Origin of the sequence: Mycobacterium sp. 4D054 (genome assembly GCF_052245755.1) — a bacterium.
Taxonomy (GTDB): Bacteria; Actinomycetota; Actinomycetes; order Mycobacteriales; family Mycobacteriaceae; genus Mycobacterium.
Map to the genome: position 1 here is coordinate 1 of NZ_JBQQCF010000031.1, position 22,396 is coordinate 22,396.

A 22,396-nucleotide genomic window follows, 5' to 3' on the forward strand; every position below is an offset into this window, starting at 1 on the left:
ACACCAGGCGCCTGCACAGCAGCCTTGAGATGATGACCCCCGTGGAGTTCGAGCAAGCCCATTACGCGACCCTCAACCGAGAGCCGCAACCCGTATAGAAGCGGCGGAGAACCTGGGGCGGTTCACTCTCATGCGGCGGCGTTACGGGCCTTGGTCGTTTTCGGGGAGTAGGTAGCGTTCGGGGTGGTGGTAGCCGTTGATGCGGTGTTGGCCGGCCTCGAGTTCGGGTGGTGGGTGCCATTCGGTCTGGTTCTTGGCGTTTTTGGTGGTGGTCCAGCCGGTGTTCTCGATCATGCGGTTGTGCGGTCCGCAGGCGAAGGTCAGATCGTCGATGTTGGTCTGTCCGTCGTCTTTCCAGCCGGTGACGGCGTGGTGGACCTGGGCCCACGAGCCGGGAACGGTGCAGCCGGGCCGGGTGCAGCCCCGGTCGCGGGCATGCAGGACCAGCCGCTGGGCGGCGTTGGCGAACCGTTTGGCCCGACCCAGATACAGGCTTTGACCGGTGTGCTCGTCAAAGACGTACAGGTAGTGGTGGGCCTGGGCGGCCATCCGGATCAGGTCGGGCATCGGTAGCAATGATCCGCCGCCGGTGACCGCCACCCCGGCCCCCTTTTCCAGCTCCTGCAAGCTGGTCGAGACGATCACCGTCACCGGGAGGCCGTTGTGGCTGCCCAGTTGGCCGGATTCGAGCAGCCTGCGTCCCACGGCCAGCAACGCATCATGGTTGCGTTGGGCCTGGGTGCGGGTATCGCGCCCACCGTCATCGCGGTCGGGCTCAGCGTGCCGATCAGCGCCCGGCGCCGCCCCGGTATCTCCGCCTGATGCCTGCTCGGCGGGTGGCGGGTTGTTACCTGCCGCGGGGTCGTCGGGGAGATTGGCGCCTGGGGCGGCTTCTTTGGCGAAGATCGCCTGCCAGATCGCCAGCGCTTCGGGGCTGAGCACCCCGGAGATCTTGGCCGTGCCGTCGGGACGCTGCTTGCTGATCGTGATGCCACACTTTTCGGCCAACTCCTTGTCGGAGGGTTCGGCGCCGTCCTGGTCGATCATCGTCAACAGCACCCGCGCGGCTTCGGTCAGGTTCTCCGGATCCAATCCCGCCCCGGCCCACGCCAGGTGCCGGTCGGCCTCGGCGCGGGTGCCGACGTCAACCCAGGACGGCAGCTTACGGTGGAACTTCGCGATCACCGCGACATGCTCCTCATCGAGCAACCCTCGAGCCTGGGCGGCGGCGGTGGCCTCCCACAGCGGCGGCAACGGTTGTCCGGTCATGGCTCGGCGCGGCCCCAACGTCTTGGCGCGGGCGAGCCGGCGCGCCGCCTCAGCACCACTGACCCGCAGGGTCGTGGTCAGCATCTCTTTCCAGCTCGCCGCGCCCACCCGGGACGGTTCGGTTTCGTCTGTCAGCCGCGCCAGCACCTTGTGCTCCAGTGCCGGGACCGACCGCAGCACCCTGGTCAACTCGGTCAGCAGGCCAATCAGCTCGCGGTGGGAGAGCTCGTCGGCGGCTTTGGACAGCACGGCGATCTGCTCGACGATCGCCTCCACCGCCTCGGACACCAACTCCATATATCGAACATTAGTTCGAGGGTCCGACAACAAACCCGCCCGCGCACAACGCAAGTGACACACGAAACCACAGTGACCAAAGAAAATTCTGAGGCTCAACTCTGATGCTCATCGGGCCGGCTTCGGCGCCGGCGCGTCCGCGCCAGTCCATTGCCGGTGGGTGCTACCAGCCCTCGGTCAGCACCCGATCCAGGGTGTCGACGTAGAAGTCGGCGGCTTCGACGTCGATGCAGAGCGGCGGCTTGGTCTTGAGGATGTTCTGGTGGTCCCCGGTGGGCTGAATCACCACGCCGAGATCGAGCATCCGGTCGCAGATCGCTGCGGTCTCCTCGGTCGCCGGCGCCAGCGACTGCTCATCCCGGATCATCTCGACGCCTAGGTACAGCCCGAACCCATGCACGGTGCCGACGATCGGGTGACGATCGCGCAGCGCCTCCAGCCGGGCTTTGAGGTGTTCGCCGACGCGGCGGGCGTTGTCCTGTAAACCCTCGTCGCGCAACACGTTCAAGACGGTCAGACCGATCGCGCACGACAGCGGACTGCCGCCCGTCGACGAGAAGAAGTAGCCCTGGCTGGAGAACGCGTCGGCGACAGCGCGACTGGTGATCACCGCGCCGAGCGGATACCCGTTGCCGGTCGCCTTGGCCACCGCAACGATGTCGGGCACTGCGTCCTGTTGTTCGAAGCCCCAGAACCAGTTGCCCAGCCGGCCGTAGCCGACCTGCACCTCGTCGGAGATCGCCAGCCCGCCACCGGCCCGCACCGCGGCGTACACCCGCTGCAGGTAACCGTCCGGCAGCGCCATGCCGCCGGCGTTGCCGTATACGCTCTCGCAGATGAACGCCGCCGGCGCGCGCCCCGATGCGATGAGGTCTTCGATCTGAGCCACCGCCTCGGCGGTGTAGCGGAAAGCCTCAGTGCCGCGGAACTTGCCGCGGAAGCTGTTCGGCGATTCCACGGTGTGCACCCAATCCGGCCGGGTCGCAAGCGCATTCGGGTTGTCAGCGGTAGACGTCGACACCGCGTCGGTGCCGAATGTCCAGCCGTGATAGGCCTCGCGGACCGCGACCACGTCGCGACGGCCCGTCGCTGCCGTCGCCAGCCTGATCGCGAGATCGCTGGCCTCCGAACCCGAATTGACCAGGAACACCGTGTCCAGCGGGTCGGGCAGCAGCGCGGCCAGCCGCTCACTGAACTCGACAACAGCCTCGTAGTTGAACCGTGAATTCGTGTTCAGCTTGCGCAACTGGCGGGTGGCGGCATCTGCGATCCGCGGATGTGCGTGGCCCAGGACGGTCACGTTGTTGACCATGTCGAGATAACTACGGCCGGCGGTGGACATCAAATAGTGCCGACGGCCCCGCTCGATCTGCGGCGGTGTGCGGTAGTAGAACTCTTGAACCGGAGCGAAACTCGCGTCCCTGCGGGACAGCAGGTCCGCGGCGGCGCGGCCTGGCAGGGGTGCGAGGCCGAGTAGCGGTCGCGGATCCCGGGAGTGGGCCAGCCACCCCGCAGCGAGCTCGGCGCGCACGAACGCAGGGGCCGCCGGTGCACCGGCCGGGCGCACACTGACCTCGAACCGGTCGCGCGCACGCGAGGTGCCCACGAGCTCCCCGGCGGTGACGGCCCCGGTGGGCCCAGGAGTCACGCCGACCAGTGTCACCTCGAAATCTGTGCCGCGCAACGTGATCGATCCGGTGCTGTCGTGCAGCGCCTCGCCGTCCCACGGTGCTGCGACCGGCGTGTCGGCGGCAGTCCACACGCTGACGCCGGTGGCCACCACCTCCGGGCTGTCCTGGCTCAGTCTCGGTGCCCGGCACAGCATCGCCTCGCCGAAGCGCGTCACCACAACCGCGGCGCCCCGGTCAAGGGCGGCCTGCGCGGCGTTCTCGTCCGTGCCGGGACGGAGCGATCCAGCCGAGTCGAACGCGTCGTCGTACAGATCTGACGTCGTGGACAGATCGAGGCTCACGGCCGCCGACCGATCCACGCCGATGAGCTGCGCCTGGACCGCCACCGGGGGACGCGTCTCGGCCAATCCCAGGTCGGCCTTGATCTGCGCGGTCATCACGTCGACCGGGACGGAGGTGGCCAGCTCGAACATGCGACGCTCGCCGTCGGACTGCGCGGTGATGTAGTCGTTGTCCGGGTCGAGCGCTGCCTGCTGTGCTCCGCTCACGATCAGCACCGCGGTCCGCAACACGATCAGCGGCCAGAGCGCGTCGGCCTCGGCCGCCGACAGCGGACGTACGGCGTGGAAGGCCCTGATCGCTGGGAGTACAGAAACAACTTGGGCACCAACATGTCCCAGTACCGACGAGGCGGTGATGGCGAGCTCGGAGACCGCCCAGGTGTGGGACAGGTCGCCGAAGTCGATGACTCCGTCGGGGCGCACACGGGCGCCCTCGCGGGACACCACCACGTTCGCGTCGGTCAGGTCGATGTGGGCGGCCTGGCGCGGCAGCTTCTCATCGAGCGGGGTGATTCGCGCCCACGCCTCCCGCGCCGCTGCCAGCAGCCGGTCCCGCAGCGGCGCGTCGGCGACATGCGAGCTCAGCGTCTCCACCACATCCATGCCGAATCGCAGGTCCCACTGCAGGATCCGGTCCAGTCCGGGATGGGTGAACTGCGCCAGGGCCCGGCTCACGCGCCCGGCGACGTCGCCGAGACCGGCGACCGCCTCCGGGCTCAGGTACCCGGACTGTAGCAACGTCCCGCCCGGCAGGTAGCGCAGCAGCCGCACATACGCGGTGCCGTCTGCCAAATCCTCGACGGCCGTGCACTTCTGCCCGGCCTTGTTCTCCAACGGAACCGACACCCGCAGCGCCGGTTCGGCCTCCGCGATCAGCTGCGCGGCTTCGTCCTGTGCGGCCAGTTCCTCGGCTGTGAACGCCGGATTGGCGATCTTGAGGACGCCCACGATCTGACCGTCGTCGGCGTGGACGGTGAAATTCTTGTCCTGTTGGCTGCCCAGCGACTCCACACGCGCGGTGATGCCGTAGTGCGTGGACAGGATGTCGGCTGCCTGGGCCTCACTCACCTGCGGGGCGGGCAGCTCAGGCTGCTCCAGAAAGTTGAAGCCCCGAGCGCTCACTGGTGCACCATGCTCTTCGCCCGAGCGCTCATCGCAACACAAACTCTGTGACGACGTCCGAGAACGCGTCGTTGTCGTCCCCGGCTGCGGTGTGTCCGGCACCGGAGAGCTCGACGAACTCGGCAGCCGGGACCTTCGCCAGGAAGTCGTGCACCGCTTCCTCGCTCACCACATCGGACAGTTTCCCGCGCACCAGCAGGATCGGGATCGTCAACTCGATCGCCGCCTGCTCGAGCAGCTCGACCCGCACGAACGGGTCCTCGTTCGGCTTGGTCAGAAACGCCGGATCCCAATGCCAGTACCACCGGCCGTTGCGACGCCGCAGATTCTTCTTGAGGCCTTCGGGGCTGCGGGGTTTCGTCCGGTGCGGCAGATACGCGGCCACCGCGTCGGCGGCCTGCTCCAGTGAGTCGAAGCCGTGAACGTGACTGAACATGAAATCGCGGATGCGGGCGCTGCCTTCCTTCTCGTAGCGCGGCACCACATCGACGAGGATCAACCGCGCCACGCGCCCGGCACCGGCCTGCCGGGCCGTCAGAATCCCGGTCAGGCCGCCCATGCTGGCGCCGATGAGCACGGTCGGCCGCCCGATCTGGTCGAGCACCGCGCAGGTGTCGGCACACAGCGACTCGACGGTGTAGTTCGCGTCGGGGGAGCGGTCGCTGTCACCGTGGCCGCGGCTGTCGAGCGCGACCACGTGCAAACCCTCACCGGCCAGGATCTTTCCGGTCTTCTTCCAGGAGAACCGGTTCTGCCCACCGCCGTGCAGCATGAGCACCGAGGGGCGGGTGGCGTCGAACCCGGCGGTCTCCGCAGGCTTGTTCCACTCGTCGGCCACAAGTGTCAGGTCTTCGGCGCCGCGGAAGGTGACGGTCCTTGGTTCGTTGCAGGTGGTGCTCACGGGCGTCCTCTCGGCTGGTCCCCGCGATCACGCTACTGCGCGGGCGGGTGGTTGCCGTCCCGGGGCCGGGTCAACCCTGCGGACAGTAATATTTACGGTTGTGACAATGGGGGGTCATCACGATGACGATCGACGGCGCATCATCACCGCCGCATACCGCTGCCTGGCAGAACCGCACTCCGGACCTGTTCCGGTGTCGGCGATCCTGCGTGGGGCCGGAGTGTCCAGCCGGGCGTTCTACCGGCATTTTCTGTCGAAGGACGACCTCTTCCTGGCGTTGCTGCAGCAGGAGTGCGAGGCGGTCGTCGCTGCGGTGGACGCGGTCGCCGACGCCGCGGTCGGCACACCGACCGACCAGCTCGCGGCGTGGATCGCCGCCGTGTTCGACCTCGTGGTGGACCCGCAGCAGCGACTGCAGCTGACCGTCATCGACTCCGAGGAGGTCCGAGCGGCCAGAGGCTACCGCGAGCTGAGGGAGCGCTTTCACGCCGACCGTGAGCGGTCGCTGTCGGAGATCCTGCGCCGTGGCCGGCATGACGGCTCTTTCCCGCTTACCGAACCCGAGATCGATGCCGTCGCGATCAATGCGGTGGTCAGCAGGGTGCTCGGCAACCAAAACAGCGACGATCCGCAGATCCGCAAGCAGGCCCAGGAGACGGTGCTGGATTTTGCGCTGCGGGCGGTCGGAGCCACCGGCCCACGGTGAATCGCGGCGCCCGCCGATGAGTGGCGGGGCGTCGCCGAGTCGGAACGGGCAGGACACTGTTCGACCGAAGGAGCTGCCATGCCCGCCATCACGCCGTCGCTGTGGTTCGACGACAACCTGGAGGAGGCGGTCGCGTTCTACACCGCGATCTTCCCGAACTCCGCCGTCGAGTGCGTCGCGCGCTACACCGACGCCGGCCCCGGGAATCCCGGCGAGGTGGTGACGGCGACGTTCACGCTCGACGGTCAGCGCTTCATCGCCATCAACGGCGGGCCGCAGTTCCCGTTCACCGAGGCCGTGTCGTTCACCGTCGCCTGCCGTGACCAGGACGAGGTCGATCACTACTGGGACCGGCTGGTCGACGGTGGCCAGGAATCGCAGTGCGGTTGGCTCAAGGACCGCTACGGGCTGAGCTGGCAGATCGTGCCGGACCGGCTCAGTGAATTGATCGGCGATCCGGATCCCGCGCGGGCGGCGGCGGCGACCAAGGCGATGCTGGGCATGCGCAGGATCGTGATCGCCGAACTCGAAGGCGCCGTCCGGAGCATCTAGTCACGACGTATCCAGTTGGTCTCAGCTCGCCCGACGGCGTTCGTATTGCCAGCTCAGAATTTGTTGATATACGGTTCTGCGCGTCCTCGGCTGTGTAACCTCAGCCCCACCCGAATCGGGGCCAGGCCGGTTGTCGGAGGACCGATGGCTGAGGTGCACACGGGGAGGGGCGCGATAGATGGTCGCTTCTGACGTGATCGCCAAGCCCGTGCGCGCTTTCGGCGGCTTCTTCTCGATGGCGCTGGACACCTTCGTGGCGATGTTCCAGCCGCCGTTTGCGTGGCGTGAGTTCATCTCCCAGGCCTGGTTCGTCGCTCGGGTGTCGATTGTGCCGACGCTGCTGCTGACGATTCCCTACACCGTGCTGCTCACCTTCATCACAACGATCCTGCTGACCGAGCTCGGCGCCGCGGACTTCTCCGGGACCGGAGCTGCGCTCGGCACCGTCCGCCAGATCGGGCCGATCGTGACCGTGTTGGTGGTCGCCGGCGCGGGGGCCACCGCGATGTGTGCCGATCTGGGCGCCCGCACCATCCGCGAGGAACTCGACGCACTGCGGGTGATGGGCATCAATCCCATTCAGGCCCTTGTGGTTCCCCGGGTGCTGGCCGCCATGGTCGTGTCGCTGGCGCTGTCGGCGACCGTGATCCTCGTCGGCCTGTCGGGGGCCTACTTCTTCGTCGTGTACATCCAGCACGTGTCGCCGGGCGCGTTCGCGGCGGGCCTGACGCTGATCATCGGTACCGCCGATGTGGTGATCGCGTTGATGAAGGCCGCGTTGTTCGGGCTCTCCGCCGGTCTGATCGCCTGCTACAAAGGGATTTCCGTGCGTGGCGGCCCGGCTGGGGTCGGCAACGCGGTGAACGAGACCGTGGTGTTCACCTTCATGGCGCTGTTCGCGATCAACATCGTCGCGACGGCCGTAGCGATCAAGATCACGCTATGACAGTCGCTCGGCCCCATTCCCAGTTCCCGTGGCTGAAAGGCCGGTTCCGCTCCGTCGCCGATCCCTGGATCGACATCGGGGTGCAGACGAAGTTCTACGGCCGCACATTGCGCTCCGTCGGCTACGTCTTCAGCCACTACAGCGTCGAGTTGATCCGGATCGTCGCCCAGATGGGGCTCGGGGCGGGGGCGCTCATCGTCATCGGCGGGACGGTCGCGATCGTCGGCTTCCTGACGGTCACCACCGGCGCGCTGGTGGCGGTGCAGGGCTACAGCGACTTCTCCGAACTCGGCGTCGAGGCGCTGACCGGCTTCGTGTCGGCCTACTTCAACGTTCGGCTGATCGCACCGGCCACCACCGCGATCGCGTTGTCGGCCACCATCGGCGCCGGCGCCACCGCACAACTGGGCGCCATGCGGATCAACGAGGAGATCGACGCGCTCGAGGTGATGGGCATCCGGTCCATCGCGTTCCTCGCCTCGACCAGGGTGGTCGCCGGCTTCCTCGTGGTGATCCCGCTGTACTGCGTGGGTGTGCTGATGGCGTTCTGGGCGGCGCGGTTCGGTACGACCGTGATCTACGGCCAGTCGACGGGCGTCTACGACCACTACTTCAAGACGTTCCTCAACCCCACCGACCTGATGTGGTCGTTCGGGCAGTGCATCGTGTTGTCGGTGATCATCATGCTCGTGCACACCTATTACGGCTACACCGCGCGCGGCGGGCCGGCAGGCGTCGGGGAGGCCGTCGGGCGGGCGGTGCGCACCTCGCTGATCGTCTCGGCGTCCGTGCTGGTGCTCCTCTCGCTCGCCGTCTACGGCCAGTCCGGCAACTTCAATCTGGCGGGCTGACATGGACCAACACGACGAGGGCCTGCATCCGGCGTGGTACACGCTGATCCTGCTCGTCCTGCTCGCGGTCGCCCTGTGGCTGACGTACTCGTTGTTCTTCGGCACGTTCAAGCCGCACGAAACGGTGACCTTGACCTCTGAACGTGCGGGCCTGGTGATGGAGACCAACTCCAAGGTCAAGCTGCGCGGTGTCCAGGTCGGGCGGGTCTCCGCCATCCAGGGCGGCAGCCAACCGGTGGCGCTGACGCTGGAGATCGACAAGGACAAGATCGCGTTCATCCCGGCCAACGTCGAAGGTCAGATCCGGGCGACCACGGTCTTCGGTGCCAAGTTCGTCGACCTGGTCTATCCGGAGAATCCCCAGGGACAGCTGCAAGCCGGGCAGGTGATCGAGTCCCGCAATGTCACCGTCGAAGCCAACACGGTGTTCCAGAACATCGTCGACATCATCGAGCGCATCGACGTGGCCAAGCTCAACAGCACCCTGTCAGCGCTGGCCGACGGTGTCCGTGGGCAGGGCGAGCGAATCGGCCAGGCCACCACCGACGCGAATCAGGTCCTGCTCCAGCTGAATCCGCGCAGCGACACGATCGCCGCCGACTGGCGGGCGCTACGAGATTTCAACGACACGTACAGCGCTGCCGCGCAGGACATCCTGACCACCCTGGATGCGCTCAGCACCACCAGCACGACCATCACCGCCCGCGCCACCCAGCTGGATGCTCTGCTGCTGGCCACCACGGGACTCTCCAACAGCGGCATCAGCTTGCTGGCGCCCAACCAGGCCAACCTCATCAAGGCCGTCAACGTGCTCGAGCCGACCACGAACCTGCTGCACAAGTACAGCCCGTCCTACACCTGCCTGCTGACGGGGGCGAAGACCCTGCTCGACACCGGCGGCTACGAGGCGCCGGGCGGCAACGGACGAACGTTGGTGCTCGACGTCGGGCTGACGCTCGGCGATGACCCGTACCACTACCCGGACAACCTGCCGATCATCGGCGCCAAGGGCGGGCCGGGCGGCAAACCGAGCTGCGGTTCGCTGCCCGACGTCGCCAAGAACTGGCCCGTGCGAAACCTGGTCACCAACACCGGATTCGGCACCGGGATCGACTGGCGGCCCAATCCGGGCATCGGTTTCCCGGCCTGGGCCAACTACCTGCCTGTCACCCGGGCGGTGCCGGAACCGCCGAGCATCCGCAACCTCTTCGGCGGACCCGCGATCGGTCCGGTTCCGTATCCGGGCGCGCCCGCCTATGGCGCGGACCTGTACGCACCGGACGGCACCCCGCTGTGGCCGGGACTGCCACCGGCACCGCCCCCGATGGCGCCGCGGGACCCCGGACCGAGGCCCGGCTCCGAGCCGTTCATCGTGCACCACCCGGCGCAGATGCAGCCGACGCCCCGACCACCCGTGCCGTTGCCGCGCGAGGCGGCTCCGAAACCATGACCGCCGTCGCAAGAGCGAGGAGAGGTACACCGCCATGCCGGGCTTGACAACCAGGGTGCGCCACGACGCCGTGCGTCTCGGCGCGTTCCTGACTGTGTGCCTGATCGGTGTTTTCGGATTGTTCGCGGTGTTCGGTCAGATGCGTTTCGGGGAGAAGACCCACACCTACAAGGCTGCGTTCGCCAATGTGACCGGGCTGGAGAACGGGGACTTCGTCCGCATCGCCGGCGTCGAGGTGGGCAAGGTCGAAAAGGTCGCCATTCAGCCGGACACGACGGCGTTGGTCGAGTTCACCGCGGATCAGTCGGTGGTGCTGACCGAGGGCAGCAGGGCCGTCATCCGGTACGACGACCTGATCGGTGGGCGCTATCTGGCGCTGCAGGAGGGGGCCGGCGCGACGACGACTCTCGAACCCGGAGAGACGATTCCGATGGCCCGCACCGCGCCGGCGCTGGACCTCGACGCGCTGATCGGTGGATTCCGGCCTCTGTTCCGGGCGCTGGATCCCGAGCAGGTGAACGCACTGTCGGGTCAGCTGATCTCGGCCCTGCAGGGACAGGGCGGGACGATCAACTCGTTCCTGGCGCAGACTGCGACCCTTACGAGCACGCTGGCCGACCGGGACCAGCTGATCGGCCAGGTGATCACCAACCTCAACGTCGTGCTGGGCTCGCTCGGTGATCAGAACGACCAGTTCGCCAAGGCGATCGACGCGCTCGCCGACCTGGTGCAGACGCTGCGGGATCGCAAAGAGGACCTGAGCAACGGCCTGGCGTATACGAACGCCGCGGCCGCCACCGTCGCGGACCTGCTCACACAGGCTCGTCCGCCGCTGGCCAAGACGGTTCGGGAGACCGACCGCTCCGCGGCGATCGTGGTGGCCGATCACGAGTACTTCGACAACTTCCTCAACACGCTCCCGGACGCGTATCAAGCGCTGGCGCGCCAAGGCATCTACGGTGACTTCTTCAGCTTCTACCTGTGCGACATCGTGCTGAAGCTCAACGGTAAGGGCGGGCAGCCGGTGTACGTCAAGGTCGCCGGCCAGTCCACCGGGAGGTGCGCGCCGCGATGAAGTCCTTCAGTGAACGCAACCAACTCGTCGTCGGCGTCGTCGGGCTGGCGGCCACGATCGGCATCGTGCTGGGGTCGTTGAACTACGACAGGCTGCCGTTTCTGCAGGGCAAGGAGTACTCGGCCTACTTCGCCGAGGCGGGCGGCCTGAAAACCGGTGAAGACGTGCAGGTTTCGGGATTCACCGTGGGCGACGTCAAGTCCATCGAGTTGGACGGATCAAGTGCGCGCGTCACATTCACCATCGCCCGGGATATCCGGCTCGGTGAGCGCACCGAGGCGGCGATCAAGACCCAGGGCCTGCTGGGCTCCAAGATGCTGGAGATCACCTCGCGGGGCGGGGGTCAACTCGACGGTCCGATCCCGCTCGAGCGCACCACGTCGCCGTACCAACTCCCCGACGCGCTGGGCGATCTGGCGATGACGATCAGCGGGCTCGACACCGATCAGCTGTCTGATTCGCTGCGGGTCCTGTCGGCGACGTTCGCCGACACCCCGCCGCAACTGCGCGTTGCCGTGCAGGGGGTCGCGCGGTTCTCGGAGACCCTCAACGAGCGCGACGCCGAGTTGCGATCCCTGCTGGGCAACGCCGAGAAGGCCACGACGGTGCTGGCCGAGCGCAGCAATCAGGTCGTGAGCCTGGTCGCGAACAGCAACGCGCTGCTGATCGAGCTGCGGAACCAGAGCGCCGCCCTTGATCAAATCTCCGGCAACATCTCTGCGCTCAGCGATCAACTGCTGGGCTTCATCGCCGAGAACCGCGAAACGCTGCGGCCCGCGCTGGACAAGCTCAACGGCGTGCTGACGATGATCGACAACCGCAAGGAACGCCTGCAGAAGTCCATCCAACTGCTTCAGCAGTACTCGATGTCGCTGGGCGAGTCGGTGGCGTCCGGGCCGTTCTTCAAGACCTATGTCGCCAACCTGCTCCCGGGCCAGTTCCTGCAGCCTTTCATCGACTCCGCGTTCTCCGATCTGGGGCTGGACCCCACTGTGCTGTTGCCCTCGGAACTGACCGATCCGCCCGTCGGCCAGCCGGGCACACCGGCACTGCCTTCGCCCTACCCCCGGACAGGGCAGGGCGGCGAGCCGCGACTGACGGTTCCCGACGCCATCACCGGCAATCCCGGCGACCAGCCGTGCGGGCCGCCCGGGCTGCCGTTGCCCGGCCCGGGCTGCTACCCCTATCGCGCGCCGCTGCCGGCGCCGCCCCCCGGCGGGCCGCCGCCGGGGCCGCCCGCCGAGGCGGCACCGGGCCAGCAGTCGATTCCGGGACCGACCCCGGCGCCGGTGCTGGTACCCGCGCCCGGTGAGGCGCCTCATCTCGGATCCGCGGAGGCCGGACGATGACGCGCACCCTCCGGATCCTCCTGATCGCTTCACTGGCTGTGATTCTGGTCGGTGGCGTGGTCGTGCTGCTGCGCACCACCGATCGGATCAGCCGCACCTACGCCGTCGCGTACTTCGAGAACAGCAACGGCATCTATGCAGGCGACCATGTCAGTATCGTCGGCGTGCCCGTCGGCAGGATCGAGTCCATCGAGCCGCAGCCGGAGTCGGTCAAGATCTCCTTCTGGTACGACAGCAAGTACAAGGTGCCGGCGGACGCGAAGGCGGTGATCCTGTCGCCGACGCTGGTGACGGCGCGCACCATCCAGCTCACCCCCGCCTACACGGGTGGGCCGGTGATGGAGGACGACGCGGTGATCCCGCGGGAGCGCACCGCGGTCCCGGTGGAATGGGACGAGGTCCGCCAGCAGCTGGCGACACTGGCCGACACATTGCAGCCCACCGAGCCCGGCGGCGTGAGCCCGCTCGGCTCCGTCATCAACACCACCGCCGACAATCTTCGCGGCGAAGGCGCCAACATCCGGGACACCGTCATCAAGCTGTCGCAAGCCGTTTCGGCGCTGGGGGACAACAGCACCAACATCTTCTCCACGGTCAAGAACCTGGCGACCCTGGTGTCCGCGCTGCAGGACAGCACCAACCTGATGCGTCAGCTCAACCAGAATCTGGCCGGCGTGACCGGTCTGCTCGCCGACGATCCCGACGAGGTGGCCAACGCGGTCCGGGACCTGGACAGGGCCGTCGGGGAGGTCCAGACATTCGTTGCCGACAACCGCGAATCGCTGGGCACCACGTCGGACAAACTCGCGGGCGTGACCCAGGCGTTGACGGACAGTCTCGCCGACGTGAAGCAGTTCCTGCACGTGGCTCCCAACACCCTGCAGAACTACGTCAACATTTGGCAACCCGCCCAGGGCGCGGTCAGCAGTGTGCCGATGATCAACAACTTCGCCGACCCGGTCTCCTTCCTGTGCGGCGCCATCCAGGCGGCCTCACGCCTGGGCGCCGAGGAGTCGGCGAAACTTTGCGTGCAGTACATGGCGCCGATCATCAAGAACCGCCAATACAACTTCCTGCCGCTCGCGCAGAACGTCTTCGTCGGCGCCACCACCAGGCCGAATGAGCTCACCTACAGCGAGGACTGGCTGCGCCCCGATTACATTCCGCCGCAACCGGTTTCCGCCGAGCCGCCGGCGGGTGCGCCACCGTCACCAGCCATGGGGCCGCTCCTGCCCGCGGAGGCGGCGCCGCCCACCGCGCCCAACCCGGCTGACGGCCTGCAGGGCCTGATGGTGCCGCATGGAGCAGGATCATGATGCGCGCCAGCGCATTTCGCGCGGTTGCCATCGCGACCGTGCTGGTCGGGTTGCTGGCGGGCTGTTCCGACTGGCGCGGGCTGAACTCCGTTCCGCTGCCCGGTGTCGAGGGCACGGGGCCGGGAGCGTTTCAGATCCATGCGCAGATGCCGGAGGTCGACACCATCGAGCCGAACTCCCGCGTCCGGGTCGCTGACGTCAACGTCGGCCACGTCAGAAAGATCGAACGTCAAGGCTGGCATGCGCTGGTGACGATGCAGCTCAACGGCGACGTCGAGCTGCCGGCGAACGCGACAGCGACCCTCGGCCAGACCAGCTTGCTGGGTTCGCTGCACATCGAATTGGCGCCGCCGACCGACGAAGCGCCGCAGGGCAGACTGAAAGAGGGCTCGCTGATTCCGCTGTCGTCATCGCGGGCCTACCCGACCACCGAACAGGCGCTGGCTGCCATCGCCATGCTGCTCAACGGCGGCGGCATCGGCGAGATCCAGGACATCACCGAAGCGTTGAGCACCGCCTTCACCGGTCGGGAGAACGACCTGCGCAGCCTGATCGAGCAGCTCGACAAGGCCATCGGTTACCTCGACGACCAGAAGGACGACATCATCGCCGCGGCGGAGAGCCTCAACAACCTGGTGGGACAGCTCGCGGAGCAGAAGCCCGTGGTGGACAAGGCCCTACGGACCATCCCCGATGCGCTGGCCGTGCTCAGAGACCAGCGCAACAACCTTGCCGAGGCGCTCACCCAGTTGGGGAGGTTCAGCGCGCTGGCCGCCGACTCGGTCAACCAGACCCAGGAGGCGCTGGTTGCCGAGCTCGAAGACCTGGGCCCGGTGCTGGAGGAACTCGCCGACGCCGGCCCCGCGCTGACCCGCGCGCTGAGCTTCCTGCCGACGTTCCCGTTCCCCAAGGAGACGCTGACCAACTGGATGCGCGGCGATTACGCCAACCTCACGTTGATCCTCGACCTGACACTGAGCAGGATCGACTCCGGATTCTTCACCGGAAGCCGGTGGGAGTGCGACCTGACCTGGCTGGAGTTGCAGTGGGGCCGCACCATCGGGCAGTTCCCCAACCCGTGCATCGCGGGCGGCCCCGGCACCGCGGGCAACCCGTTGGTCGCTCCGTACCGCTGGGACCAGGGGCCATAGCATGCGTCTGACTCGTCGAATCCTGATCCAGCTGGCGATCTTCGCCGTCATAGCGACGACCGCCCTGGCGATCATGGTGTTCGCCTATATGCGGTTGCCCGCGTTCCTCGGCATCGGGCAGTACCGGGTGACCGTGGAGCTGCCCGAATCGGGTGGCCTGTACCCGAGGGGCAACGTCGCCTATCGCGGCGTCGAGGTCGGCGAGGTGAAGAGCGTCCAGCTGACCGATAAAGGCGTCGTGGCGGTGCTGTCGCTGAATGACGACGTCAAGATTCCCGCCGATGTCGACGCCGAGGTCCACAGCGTGTCCTCGGTCGGTGAGCAGTTCGTGCAGTTGCTGCCCCGAAGCGCCGAGGGGCCGGTGCTCAAGGACGGCGACGTCATCCCGATGGACCGGACGTCGATTCCGACGGACATCAACGGGGTGTTGAACGCCACCAACACCGGCCTTGAGGCGATACCGCAGGAGAACCTGCAGACCGTCGTCGACGAGGCCTACACCGCCGTCGGCGGGCTCGGGCCGGACCTGCGCCGGTTGGTCACCGGCAGCACCGCACTGGCCATCGACGCCCGCAAGAACCTCGAGTCGCTGACCACGCTGATCGACCAGTCCAAACCGGTGCTCGATTCGCAGACCGAGACCGGCGACTCGATCCAGGCGTGGGCGGCGAATCTGGCGAGCATCTCCGGGCAGCTGCAGAACCAGGACCCGGCCGTGGCCGGGATTCTGGAGAAGGGGCCGGGCGGCGCCGAGGAGGTGCGGGCGCTGTTCGACCGGCTGCAACCGACGTTGCCGATCGTGCTGGCCAACCTGGTGAGCGTCGGCGAGGTGGCGGTCACCTATCAGCCCAGCCTCGAGCAGTTACTGGTGCTGCTGCCGCAGGGCACCGCGGTCACCCAAGCCGTCGGCGTGCACAAGCGCAACACCAAGCAGGACTACATGGGTGATGCCCTGGTCTTCAACCTGAACCTGGCGATCCCGTTTTTCCCGGCGCCGATTCCGTTGCCGCCCCAGCAGTTGCCGCCGCCATGCACCACCGGCTTCCTTCCGGCGCAGCAGCGTCGCGTGCCGACCTTCGAGGACTACCCCGACAGGCCGGCAGGCAACCTGTACTGCCGCGTCCCGCAGGATGCGCCGTTCAACGTCCGCGGCGCCCGCAACCTGCCGTGCGTCTCCGTGCCGGGCAAACGCGCCCCGACCTGGCAGGACTGTGAAAGCGACGAGGTGTATGTGCCGCTCAACGACGGCTACAACTGGAAGGGCGATCCGAACGCCACGCTGTCCGGAGAGCCGATCCCTGACATGCCACCGGATGTTCCGGTCGCAGTGACGCCTCCACCGCCGGGGACGCCTCCGCTGCCCGTGGCGGCTGCCGAATACGACCCCGCCTCTGGCGAATACGTCGGTCCGGACGGGAAGGTGTACACGCAATCCAACCTTGCCGGTGGCGCGTCGGGGGAGCGGCCGTGGCAGTCGATGCTCGTCCCGCCCGGGGGCTGACCGCTCGCTGTCTGCGGACGACTGGGGCACGGGACTGTTCCGAACGTGGTGGTCAATAGTCAGTGCGTCGAATCGGCTCGCGGCCGCCGACGATATGGTGTCGGACACGTAAGTTGGTACCGACCTGTGCACCGACCCCGATCTGGCCCGCCGGCCGCTGAGGAAACATTGATGGCAGACGAGAAGAGACCCGCTGAGGAGGAGTCGACCACCGAGGTCGGCGCGCCCGGCGAGAGCCCTGAAGCCACGGCGTCGGTCGCGGATACGGGCGAGACGGAGTCGGACGGGGTCCAGGACTCCGAGGCCGCCGCGGCCGAGGTCGAGGATGAGGTCGCGCCCCGCAGGCCGATCTCGCATGTCAAGCTCGCGCTGATCGCCGGGACGGTCGGCGTGCTGGCCCTGGCGGGCCTCACCGGCTGGCTCGGATACCGCACCTACGAGTCCAACAAGGCCGAGGAACAGCGAAACGTCTTCTTGCAGGTCGGGCGGCAGGGAGCCCTCAATTTGACGACCATCGACTGGCAGAACGCCGACGCCGACGTCCAGCGCATTCTGGACTCGGCCACCGGCACGTTCTACGACGATTTCCAGCGGCGCGCGGAGCCGTTCGTGGAGGTGGTCAAGCAGGCTCAGTCGAAGTCGGTCGGCACCGTCGCCGAGGCGGGCCTGGAGTCCTCCAGCGACAACGAGGCCCAGGTGCTGGTCGCGGTGACCGTGCAGACCACGAACGCCGGCGCACCCGAACAGCAACCGCGGGCGTGGCGGATGCGGCTGACGGTGCAGGACGTCGACGGCGAGGCGAAGGTGGCGAAAGTGGAGTTCGTGCCGTGAGCGACAAGAACGACGTGACAGTCGGCGCGACCGACGACGACGCGACCGAGATCGTCGAGGCCGACACCGCTGAGCCGGCCGAGCCCGCCGACACCGGGGCGGCCGACGAGACCACCGGGCCGGACGAAACCGAGGCGGTCGACGAGACCGCCGCGGCTGACGAGGTGGCCGGGGCCGCTGACGCGCCTGCGCCGAAAGGCGGCATCGCATGGTCGCGGGTGGTGGCGTTCGCGGTGCTGCCGGCGCTGGCCCTGGTGCTCGCGCTGGGCGCGGGATATCTGAAGTGGCGCGACAATTCGATCCGCAACAGCGAAGTCGCCGCTGCGATGTCGGTGCAAGCGGCCCGCGACAGCACGATCGCGCTGCTGTCCTATAAGCCCGACACCGTCGAACAGCAGCTCGGTGCGGCACGCGAGCTGCTGACCGGTGAATTCCGGGACGCCTACACGTCGTTGACCAAAGACGTGGTGATCCCCGGCGCCAAGGAGAAGCAGATCTCGGCCGTCGCGTCGGTGCCTGCCGCGGCGTCGGTGTCGGCGACTCCGAGCGAGGCCGTGGTGCTGCTGTTCGTGAACCAGACGGTGTCGGTCGGCGCGGACGCCCCCACCGACACCGCCTCGAGCGTGCGGGTGACGCTGGAGAAGGACGGCGACCGCTGGCTGATCTCCAAGTTCGATCCGGTGTAGCGGTTCAGCGCGGCTCGCGGCCGGGGTGGTTGCGGGCCAGCATCGGCAGCAGGACCCAGCGCGGGGCCAACCGGTTCAGCGCCGCCGCCACCCGGTTCGCAGCGCCGGGCACGATGATCCGCCGGCCACGGACCAGGCCGTCGACCGCGGCCCTGGCGACGGCCTCCGGCTGCTCCCACAGGAAACTCGGGAGCAACTTCTCGGCGTCCTCGTCGGGAATGCCGGCGGCCTCGCCGAACCCCGTCCGCACCGGACCCGGACACACGACGGCCGCCGTCACGCCGGTGCCCTTCAACTCCTCGCGCATCGCCTCGGTGTAGGAGAGCACGAACGCCTTGGCTGCGCCGTAGGACGCCTGCCACGGCACCGGACCGAACGCCCCGACCGACGCGACATTGAGCACAGCGCCCCGTCCGCGCGCCACCATGGCCGGCACGAACCGGGTGCACAGGTCGACGACGGCAGCGACGTCGACCTCGATGAGCCGCAGTTCGTCGTCGACGTCCACCCGCGCGACCGCCCCCACATTCGCCACGCCCGCGTTGTTGACAAGCACATCCACCGTCAGCCCCAGGGCGGCCACCCGGTCGGGTAACGCCGCCCGGTCCGCACGCTCGGCCAGGTCGGCGGCGAGCACGTGGGCGCGCGTGCCGAGCGCATTGGCCAGCTGCCGCAGCCGCTCGGAACGCCGCGCCACCAGGACCACCTGATGCCCGCGCCGCGCAAGTTCGCGGGCCAGGTGTTCCCCGATTCCCGACGATGCGCCGGTGATCAACGCCGCCCCCGTGTCCGAGGGCGCGGGCATTGTCGCCATGCCGGCAGCCTAGCCTGGGCCGATGACGGTGCGCCGGCTCACGGCGGTCGACGCGCAGATGTACTGGATGTCGGCGGCGGTCCCCAACGACCAGTTCCTGCTGTACGCCTTCAACGCCTTTGACGGCGGCGGTGACGGCGGCGTCGGCGACCTGGACCGGGCGCTGGACGTCGTGCGTGGCCGGGCGCAGACCTGTGCGGAGTTCGGACTGCGGATCGCCGACACCGGGTTCTGGACATATCCGGTGTGGGCGCCGCGCGAGGTCGCCGTCGACCAGATCGTGGTGCACAACCTCGGCGCGCTCGACTGGCAGGCGTGCCTGGCGGCGGTCGCGGATCTGACCGACGAACAGCTCGACGCGACCGCTCTGACCTGGCGGCTGCACGTGTTCCCGTCCGTCGGCGGCCTGCCGGGCAACGGCACGGGATCGGTTGCGGTGCTGCAGATCTGCCACGCCCTCGCCGATGGCACCCGGGCCTCGGCGCTGGCCGCCCGCCTGTTCGGCCGTGACGTCGATGTGCCCGCGGTGACCGCGCCGGCGGCGTCCGGGGCGGCGCTGCCCTGGCGAGCGTTCGCCGCCGGCCGGGCGCACCGCCGGCTGGTGCGCGACACCGAAGCGGGACTGGTTCCACCGCAAGCGCTTTCGCGACCCGCGTTGACCAGCAATACCCGCCCCGACGGCGCTCGCCGGCTGCGTACGGTGGTGTGCCCGCGCGGACGGTTCGGTGCGTCGACAGTGACCGTCGGCGTGCTGGCGGCGGTGTCGGCGGCGCTGGCCGGTCATCTGCGTGAGATCGGTGACGACCCGGCCGAGTTGGGAGCGGAGGTGCCGATGGCCCGGCCGGGGCCGCCCAGGGCACACAACCACTTCGGCAATGTCGGCGTCGGCCTCTATCCAGGTCTGGCGCCGCAGGAGCGCGCCGAAGCGATCGCGGGGGACCTCCACCGGCGGCGGCGCCGTGCCGCACACCCGGCGATGGAGAGCGAGGCGGCTGCGTTCGCCACCCTGCCGGCCCCTCTACTGCGTTGGGGTACAGCGCAAATCGATCCCGACGTGCGGTCGCCCACAGTGACGGGCAACACCGTGGTCTCCAGCGTCAACCGAGGTCCCGCGGATCTGCGGTTCGGCGCCGCGACGGTCGTGCTGACCGCCGGCTTTCCGAGTCTGTCGCCGATGATGGGCGTCACGCACGGCGTGCACGGCATCGGCGACACGGTCGCGGTCAGCGTGCACGCCGCGGACTCGGCGATCGGCGACATCGACGCCTACGTCGAGCGGCTGGCCCACGCGCTGTCGCCCTGACCGCCGAAATCGCATTCCACGCGCGTCAAGTCGGGAAAATCGCACGCTGGACGCGATCTCGGCGAGGATGATGCGGATCTCACGACGACTCGGCCAACCCTACGAATCGGCCAGTGCCGCGACGACGGACTCCATCGAACGCGTCGCGGCGTCCCGGTCGTCGCCCATGCCGACGAGGGTGTCGATGACCAGAGGGCCGAGGATCTGCGCCAGCCCGTGGCCCTCGTGCCCGAAGAAGCCCGCCAGCTCGAGCATCACCGCGCCGTGGTTGATGCTCCACAACCGGCCCGCGACGGCGAGCTCGTCGTCGACGCGGATGCGGCCGGCCGCCATCATCCGGTGCACGGCGCGGTGCAGCGCGCCGAACGACGCCGCCCATTCGGCGCGGTTGGTCGCGGTACCGGTGGCGGTGATGTCGCTGCGGAATCGGGCGATGGACGCCGGCGAGGCCGCGCCGAACATCATCTGGTAGCGCGCCGGGTTGGCGAGCGCGAACCGGTGATACGCCAGCCCCATGGCCAGGAAATCGGCGACCGGATCGTCGGTGTCCGCGACTTCGGTGAGGACCTGGGTGAACCGGCTGAACACCTCGACGGCGATCGCGTCGAGCAGGCCCGTCATGCCGCCGAAGTGCGTGTAGACCGCCATCGTCGACGTGCCGGCCTCCGCGGCGACGCTGCGGGCACTCAAGGCCGCGAGGCCGTCGCGTTCCATCAGCCGTACCCCGGCCCCGACAAGGCTGTCAGCTACCTGTTTCATGGTTGCCATGCTGCCATAACGGTGTTATACAGAGACCACGTATAACGCTGTTATAGGGGGCGGTATGGCCAATCAGTACCTCGAAGGCGCATTCGCCCCGGTGGCGCAGGAGTACACGCTCACCGATCTCGACGTGGTCGGCCGTATTCCGGACCATCTGGACGGCCGCTACCTGCGCAACGGCCCCAATCCGGTCGCCGAGATCGACCCTGAGCTCTATCACTGGTTCACCGGTGACGGCATGGTGCACGGCATCCGCCTGCGCGACGGCCGGGCCGAGTGGTATCGCAACCGGTGGGTGCGCAGTCCGCGAGTGGCCGCGGCGCTCGGGGAGACACCGCCCCGGGGGGACTACGGCCTGACCCCGATCGGCGCCAACACCAACGTGATAGGCCATGCGGGCAGGACGATGGCGCTGATCGAGGCCGGGGTCGCCCAATACGAACTGACCGACGAACTGGACACCGTCGGCGTCTGCGATTTCGACGGCACGCTGGCCGGTGGCTACACCGCTCATCCCAAACGCGACCCGCAGACCGGTGAGCTGCACGCGGTGTCCTACTGCCTACTCAACGGGAACACGGTGCAGTACTCGGTGATCGGCGTCGACGGCCGGGCCCGGCGCACCGTAAACGTCGAAGTCACCGGAAGTCCGATGATGCACGACTTCTCGTTGACCGAACGGCACGTGGTGTTCTACGACCTGCCGGTCACGTTCGACGCCCGCCAGGCCGCCGCGATCGGTGTGCCGCGTGGGCTGCGGCTGCCCGCCCGGCTGCTGCTGTCCGCGCTGATCGGCCGGGTGCGCATCCCCGACCCCGTCGCGGCGCGCCGCCCGGGCGCCGGCGGCTCTGAGGCCGCCTTCCCGTACTCGTGGAACCCCCGCTATCCGGCTCGTGTCGGCGTCATGCCGCGCGACGGCGGCAACGGCGACGTCCGCTGGTTCGAGGTCGAGCCGTGCTACGTCTTCCACCCGATGAACGCGTTCGACGACGGCGACACCGTGGTGCTCGACGTGGTGCGGCACGAGAAGATGTTCGCCACCGATCATCGTGGTCCCAATGAGGGCCCGCCGACATTGGACCGCTGGACCGTCGACCTCGCCGATGGAAAGATTCGCGAATCCCGGATCGACGACCGCGGCCAGGAGTTCCCGCGCGTCGACGAACGCGTCGTGGGCCGGCGGCACCGGTACGGCTACGCCCCGGCCGTCACCGGTGGCGGGACCTGCGCTGACACGCTGCTCAAGCACGATTTCGTCGGGAACCGCTCCGTGGCCCGGTCGTTCGGAGCCGGAAAAACGTTGGGCGAGTTCGTGTTCCACCCGTCCAATCCTGAGGCCGGCGAGGACGACGGCGTGCTGATGGGCTACGTCTATGACCGGTCCACCGACCGCAGCGAACTGGCGATCCTGGACGCGGCCACTCTCGATGACCTCGCCTCCGTCCGGCTGCCGCACCGGGTGCCGGCCGGGTTCCACGGCAACTGGGTGCCGACGGCCCAGACGGGCAGGGGGTGGCCAGCGACGTGACAGATGTTCTAAGT

19 protein-coding genes are annotated in these 22,396 nt (G+C 68.2%); 14 read left to right on the forward strand and 5 right to left on the reverse strand.

Features of this window, described 5'->3' with window-relative positions; all coding sequences use genetic code 11:
- Window positions 1-141 precede the first annotated feature (141 nt).
- From ACTWP6_RS20425 to ACTWP6_RS20435, 3 genes are all read right to left on the reverse strand, one after another.
- Window positions 142-1,566, reverse strand: a complete 1,425-nt coding sequence (locus ACTWP6_RS20425) for a DUF222 domain-containing protein (RefSeq protein WP_443188634.1) — start codon at window positions 1,564-1,566, stop codon at window positions 142-144.
- A 163-nt stretch (window positions 1,567-1,729) separates the two neighbouring features.
- Entirely contained in the window at window positions 1,730-4,660 is a 2,931-nt protein-coding gene (locus ACTWP6_RS20430) for an aminotransferase (RefSeq protein ID WP_260754846.1), read from the reverse strand.
- 28 nt (window positions 4,661-4,688) lie between these two features.
- Window positions 4,689-5,561, reverse strand: a complete 873-nt coding sequence (locus tag ACTWP6_RS20435; RefSeq protein ID WP_443188635.1) for an alpha/beta fold hydrolase — start codon at window positions 5,559-5,561, stop codon at window positions 4,689-4,691.
- 106 nt (window positions 5,562-5,667) lie between these two features.
- On the opposite strand from ACTWP6_RS20435, the gene ACTWP6_RS20440 reads away from it, so the two are divergent.
- The 12 genes from ACTWP6_RS20440 to ACTWP6_RS20495 all read left to right on the forward strand — a co-directional run bounded on the left by ACTWP6_RS20440 (window position 5,668) and on the right by ACTWP6_RS20495 (window position 17,975).
- On the forward strand, window positions 5,668-6,267 hold the full coding sequence (locus ACTWP6_RS20440; RefSeq protein ID WP_260754844.1) for a TetR/AcrR family transcriptional regulator: 600 nt from the start codon (window positions 5,668-5,670) through the stop codon (window positions 6,265-6,267).
- Window positions 6,268-6,345: 78 nt separating this feature from the next.
- On the forward strand, window positions 6,346-6,819 hold the full coding sequence (locus tag ACTWP6_RS20445; RefSeq protein ID WP_443188636.1) for a VOC family protein: 474 nt from the start codon (window positions 6,346-6,348) through the stop codon (window positions 6,817-6,819).
- A gap of 178 nt (window positions 6,820-6,997) precedes the next feature.
- Window positions 6,998-7,765, forward strand: coding sequence for an MlaE family ABC transporter permease (locus ACTWP6_RS20450; protein ID WP_260754842.1), 768 nt, complete (start codon window positions 6,998-7,000; stop codon window positions 7,763-7,765).
- Window positions 7,762-8,616, forward strand: a complete 855-nt coding sequence (locus tag ACTWP6_RS20455; protein WP_260754841.1) for an ABC transporter permease — start codon at window positions 7,762-7,764, stop codon at window positions 8,614-8,616. The genes ACTWP6_RS20450 and ACTWP6_RS20455 overlap by 4 nt, the downstream gene beginning before the upstream one ends.
- 1 nt (window position 8,617) lies before the next feature.
- Entirely contained in the window at window positions 8,618-10,066 is a 1,449-nt protein-coding gene (locus ACTWP6_RS20460) for an MCE family protein (RefSeq protein ID WP_260754840.1), read from the forward strand.
- 34 nt (window positions 10,067-10,100) lie between these two features.
- Complete coding sequence (locus ACTWP6_RS20465; protein WP_443188637.1) at window positions 10,101-11,141, forward strand: virulence factor Mce family protein; 1,041 nt, start codon at window positions 10,101-10,103, stop codon at window positions 11,139-11,141.
- Complete coding sequence (locus ACTWP6_RS20470) at window positions 11,138-12,490, forward strand: MCE family protein (RefSeq protein ID WP_443188638.1); 1,353 nt, start codon at window positions 11,138-11,140, stop codon at window positions 12,488-12,490. Before ACTWP6_RS20465 ends, ACTWP6_RS20470 begins: the two co-directional genes overlap by 4 nt.
- Window positions 12,487-13,806, forward strand: a complete 1,320-nt coding sequence (locus ACTWP6_RS20475; RefSeq protein WP_260754838.1) for an MCE family protein — start codon at window positions 12,487-12,489, stop codon at window positions 13,804-13,806. Before ACTWP6_RS20470 ends, ACTWP6_RS20475 begins: the two co-directional genes overlap by 4 nt.
- Window positions 13,803-14,957 carry a virulence factor Mce family protein gene (locus ACTWP6_RS20480; protein WP_443188639.1) on the forward strand — a complete coding sequence of 385 codons (1,155 nt, stop codon included), beginning with the start codon at window positions 13,803-13,805 and terminating at the stop codon, window positions 14,955-14,957. The genes ACTWP6_RS20475 and ACTWP6_RS20480 overlap by 4 nt, the downstream gene beginning before the upstream one ends.
- Before the next feature lies 1 nt (window position 14,958).
- Complete coding sequence (locus ACTWP6_RS20485; protein ID WP_443188640.1) at window positions 14,959-16,458, forward strand: MCE family protein; 1,500 nt, start codon at window positions 14,959-14,961, stop codon at window positions 16,456-16,458.
- 171 nt (window positions 16,459-16,629) lie between these two features.
- Window positions 16,630-17,289 (forward strand): Mce protein, encoded by a 660-nt coding sequence (locus ACTWP6_RS20490; RefSeq protein ID WP_443188641.1) that lies wholly within the window; start codon window positions 16,630-16,632, stop codon window positions 17,287-17,289.
- On the forward strand, window positions 17,286-17,975 hold the full coding sequence (locus ACTWP6_RS20495) for a hypothetical protein (protein WP_443188642.1): 690 nt from the start codon (window positions 17,286-17,288) through the stop codon (window positions 17,973-17,975). Before ACTWP6_RS20490 ends, ACTWP6_RS20495 begins: the two co-directional genes overlap by 4 nt.
- Window positions 17,976-17,979: 4 nt before the next feature.
- Here ACTWP6_RS20495 and ACTWP6_RS20500 read toward each other — a convergent pair whose 3' ends face one another.
- Window positions 17,980-18,789, reverse strand: coding sequence for an SDR family NAD(P)-dependent oxidoreductase (locus tag ACTWP6_RS20500; RefSeq protein ID WP_260754835.1), 810 nt, complete (start codon window positions 18,787-18,789; stop codon window positions 17,980-17,982).
- Between the two features lie 22 nt (window positions 18,790-18,811).
- On the opposite strand from ACTWP6_RS20500, the gene ACTWP6_RS20505 reads away from it, so the two are divergent.
- Window positions 18,812-20,092, forward strand: a complete 1,281-nt coding sequence (locus ACTWP6_RS20505; RefSeq protein ID WP_260754834.1) for a WS/DGAT domain-containing protein — start codon at window positions 18,812-18,814, stop codon at window positions 20,090-20,092.
- Between the two features lie 99 nt (window positions 20,093-20,191).
- Here the strand turns inward: ACTWP6_RS20505 and ACTWP6_RS20510 are convergent, their stop codons facing one another.
- On the reverse strand, window positions 20,192-20,851 hold the full coding sequence (locus ACTWP6_RS20510) for a TetR/AcrR family transcriptional regulator (protein WP_260754833.1): 660 nt from the start codon (window positions 20,849-20,851) through the stop codon (window positions 20,192-20,194).
- 64 nt (window positions 20,852-20,915) lie between these two features.
- Between ACTWP6_RS20510 and ACTWP6_RS20515 the strand changes: the two genes are divergently transcribed.
- Complete coding sequence (locus tag ACTWP6_RS20515; protein WP_443188643.1) at window positions 20,916-22,382, forward strand: carotenoid oxygenase family protein; 1,467 nt, start codon at window positions 20,916-20,918, stop codon at window positions 22,380-22,382.
- The last annotated feature ends 14 nt before the right edge of the window (window positions 22,383-22,396 follow it).

Excerpts from the sequence above, each read along its gene's own strand:
- ACTWP6_RS20515 (WP_443188643.1), top strand. The coding sequence starts at position 20,916 with ATGGCCAATCAGTACCTCGAAGGCGCATTCGCCCCGGTGGCGCAGGAG.
- ACTWP6_RS20450 (WP_260754842.1), top strand. The coding sequence starts at position 6,998 with ATGGTCGCTTCTGACGTGATCGCCAAGCCCGTGCGCGCTTTCGGCGGC.
- ACTWP6_RS20425 (WP_443188634.1), bottom strand. The coding sequence starts at position 1,566 with ATGGAGTTGGTGTCCGAGGCGGTGGAGGCGATCGTCGAGCAGATCGCC.
- ACTWP6_RS20510 (WP_260754833.1), bottom strand. The coding sequence starts at position 20,851 with ATGAAACAGGTAGCTGACAGCCTTGTCGGGGCCGGGGTACGGCTGATG.
- ACTWP6_RS20455 (WP_260754841.1), top strand. The coding sequence starts at position 7,762 with ATGACAGTCGCTCGGCCCCATTCCCAGTTCCCGTGGCTGAAAGGCCGG.
- ACTWP6_RS20475 (WP_260754838.1), top strand. The coding sequence starts at position 12,487 with ATGACGCGCACCCTCCGGATCCTCCTGATCGCTTCACTGGCTGTGATT.
- ACTWP6_RS20500 (WP_260754835.1), bottom strand. The coding sequence starts at position 18,789 with ATGGCGACAATGCCCGCGCCCTCGGACACGGGGGCGGCGTTGATCACC.
- ACTWP6_RS20470 (WP_443188638.1), top strand. The coding sequence starts at position 11,138 with ATGAAGTCCTTCAGTGAACGCAACCAACTCGTCGTCGGCGTCGTCGGG.
- ACTWP6_RS20445 (WP_443188636.1), top strand. The coding sequence starts at position 6,346 with ATGCCCGCCATCACGCCGTCGCTGTGGTTCGACGACAACCTGGAGGAG.
- ACTWP6_RS20440 (WP_260754844.1), top strand. The coding sequence starts at position 5,668 with ATGGGGGGTCATCACGATGACGATCGACGGCGCATCATCACCGCCGCA.
- ACTWP6_RS20480 (WP_443188639.1), top strand. The coding sequence starts at position 13,803 with ATGATGCGCGCCAGCGCATTTCGCGCGGTTGCCATCGCGACCGTGCTG.
- ACTWP6_RS20485 (WP_443188640.1), top strand. The coding sequence starts at position 14,959 with ATGCGTCTGACTCGTCGAATCCTGATCCAGCTGGCGATCTTCGCCGTC.
- ACTWP6_RS20465 (WP_443188637.1), top strand. The coding sequence starts at position 10,101 with ATGCCGGGCTTGACAACCAGGGTGCGCCACGACGCCGTGCGTCTCGGC.
- ACTWP6_RS20505 (WP_260754834.1), top strand. The coding sequence starts at position 18,812 with ATGACGGTGCGCCGGCTCACGGCGGTCGACGCGCAGATGTACTGGATG.
- ACTWP6_RS20460 (WP_260754840.1), top strand. The coding sequence starts at position 8,618 with ATGGACCAACACGACGAGGGCCTGCATCCGGCGTGGTACACGCTGATC.
- ACTWP6_RS20490 (WP_443188641.1), top strand. The coding sequence starts at position 16,630 with ATGGCAGACGAGAAGAGACCCGCTGAGGAGGAGTCGACCACCGAGGTC.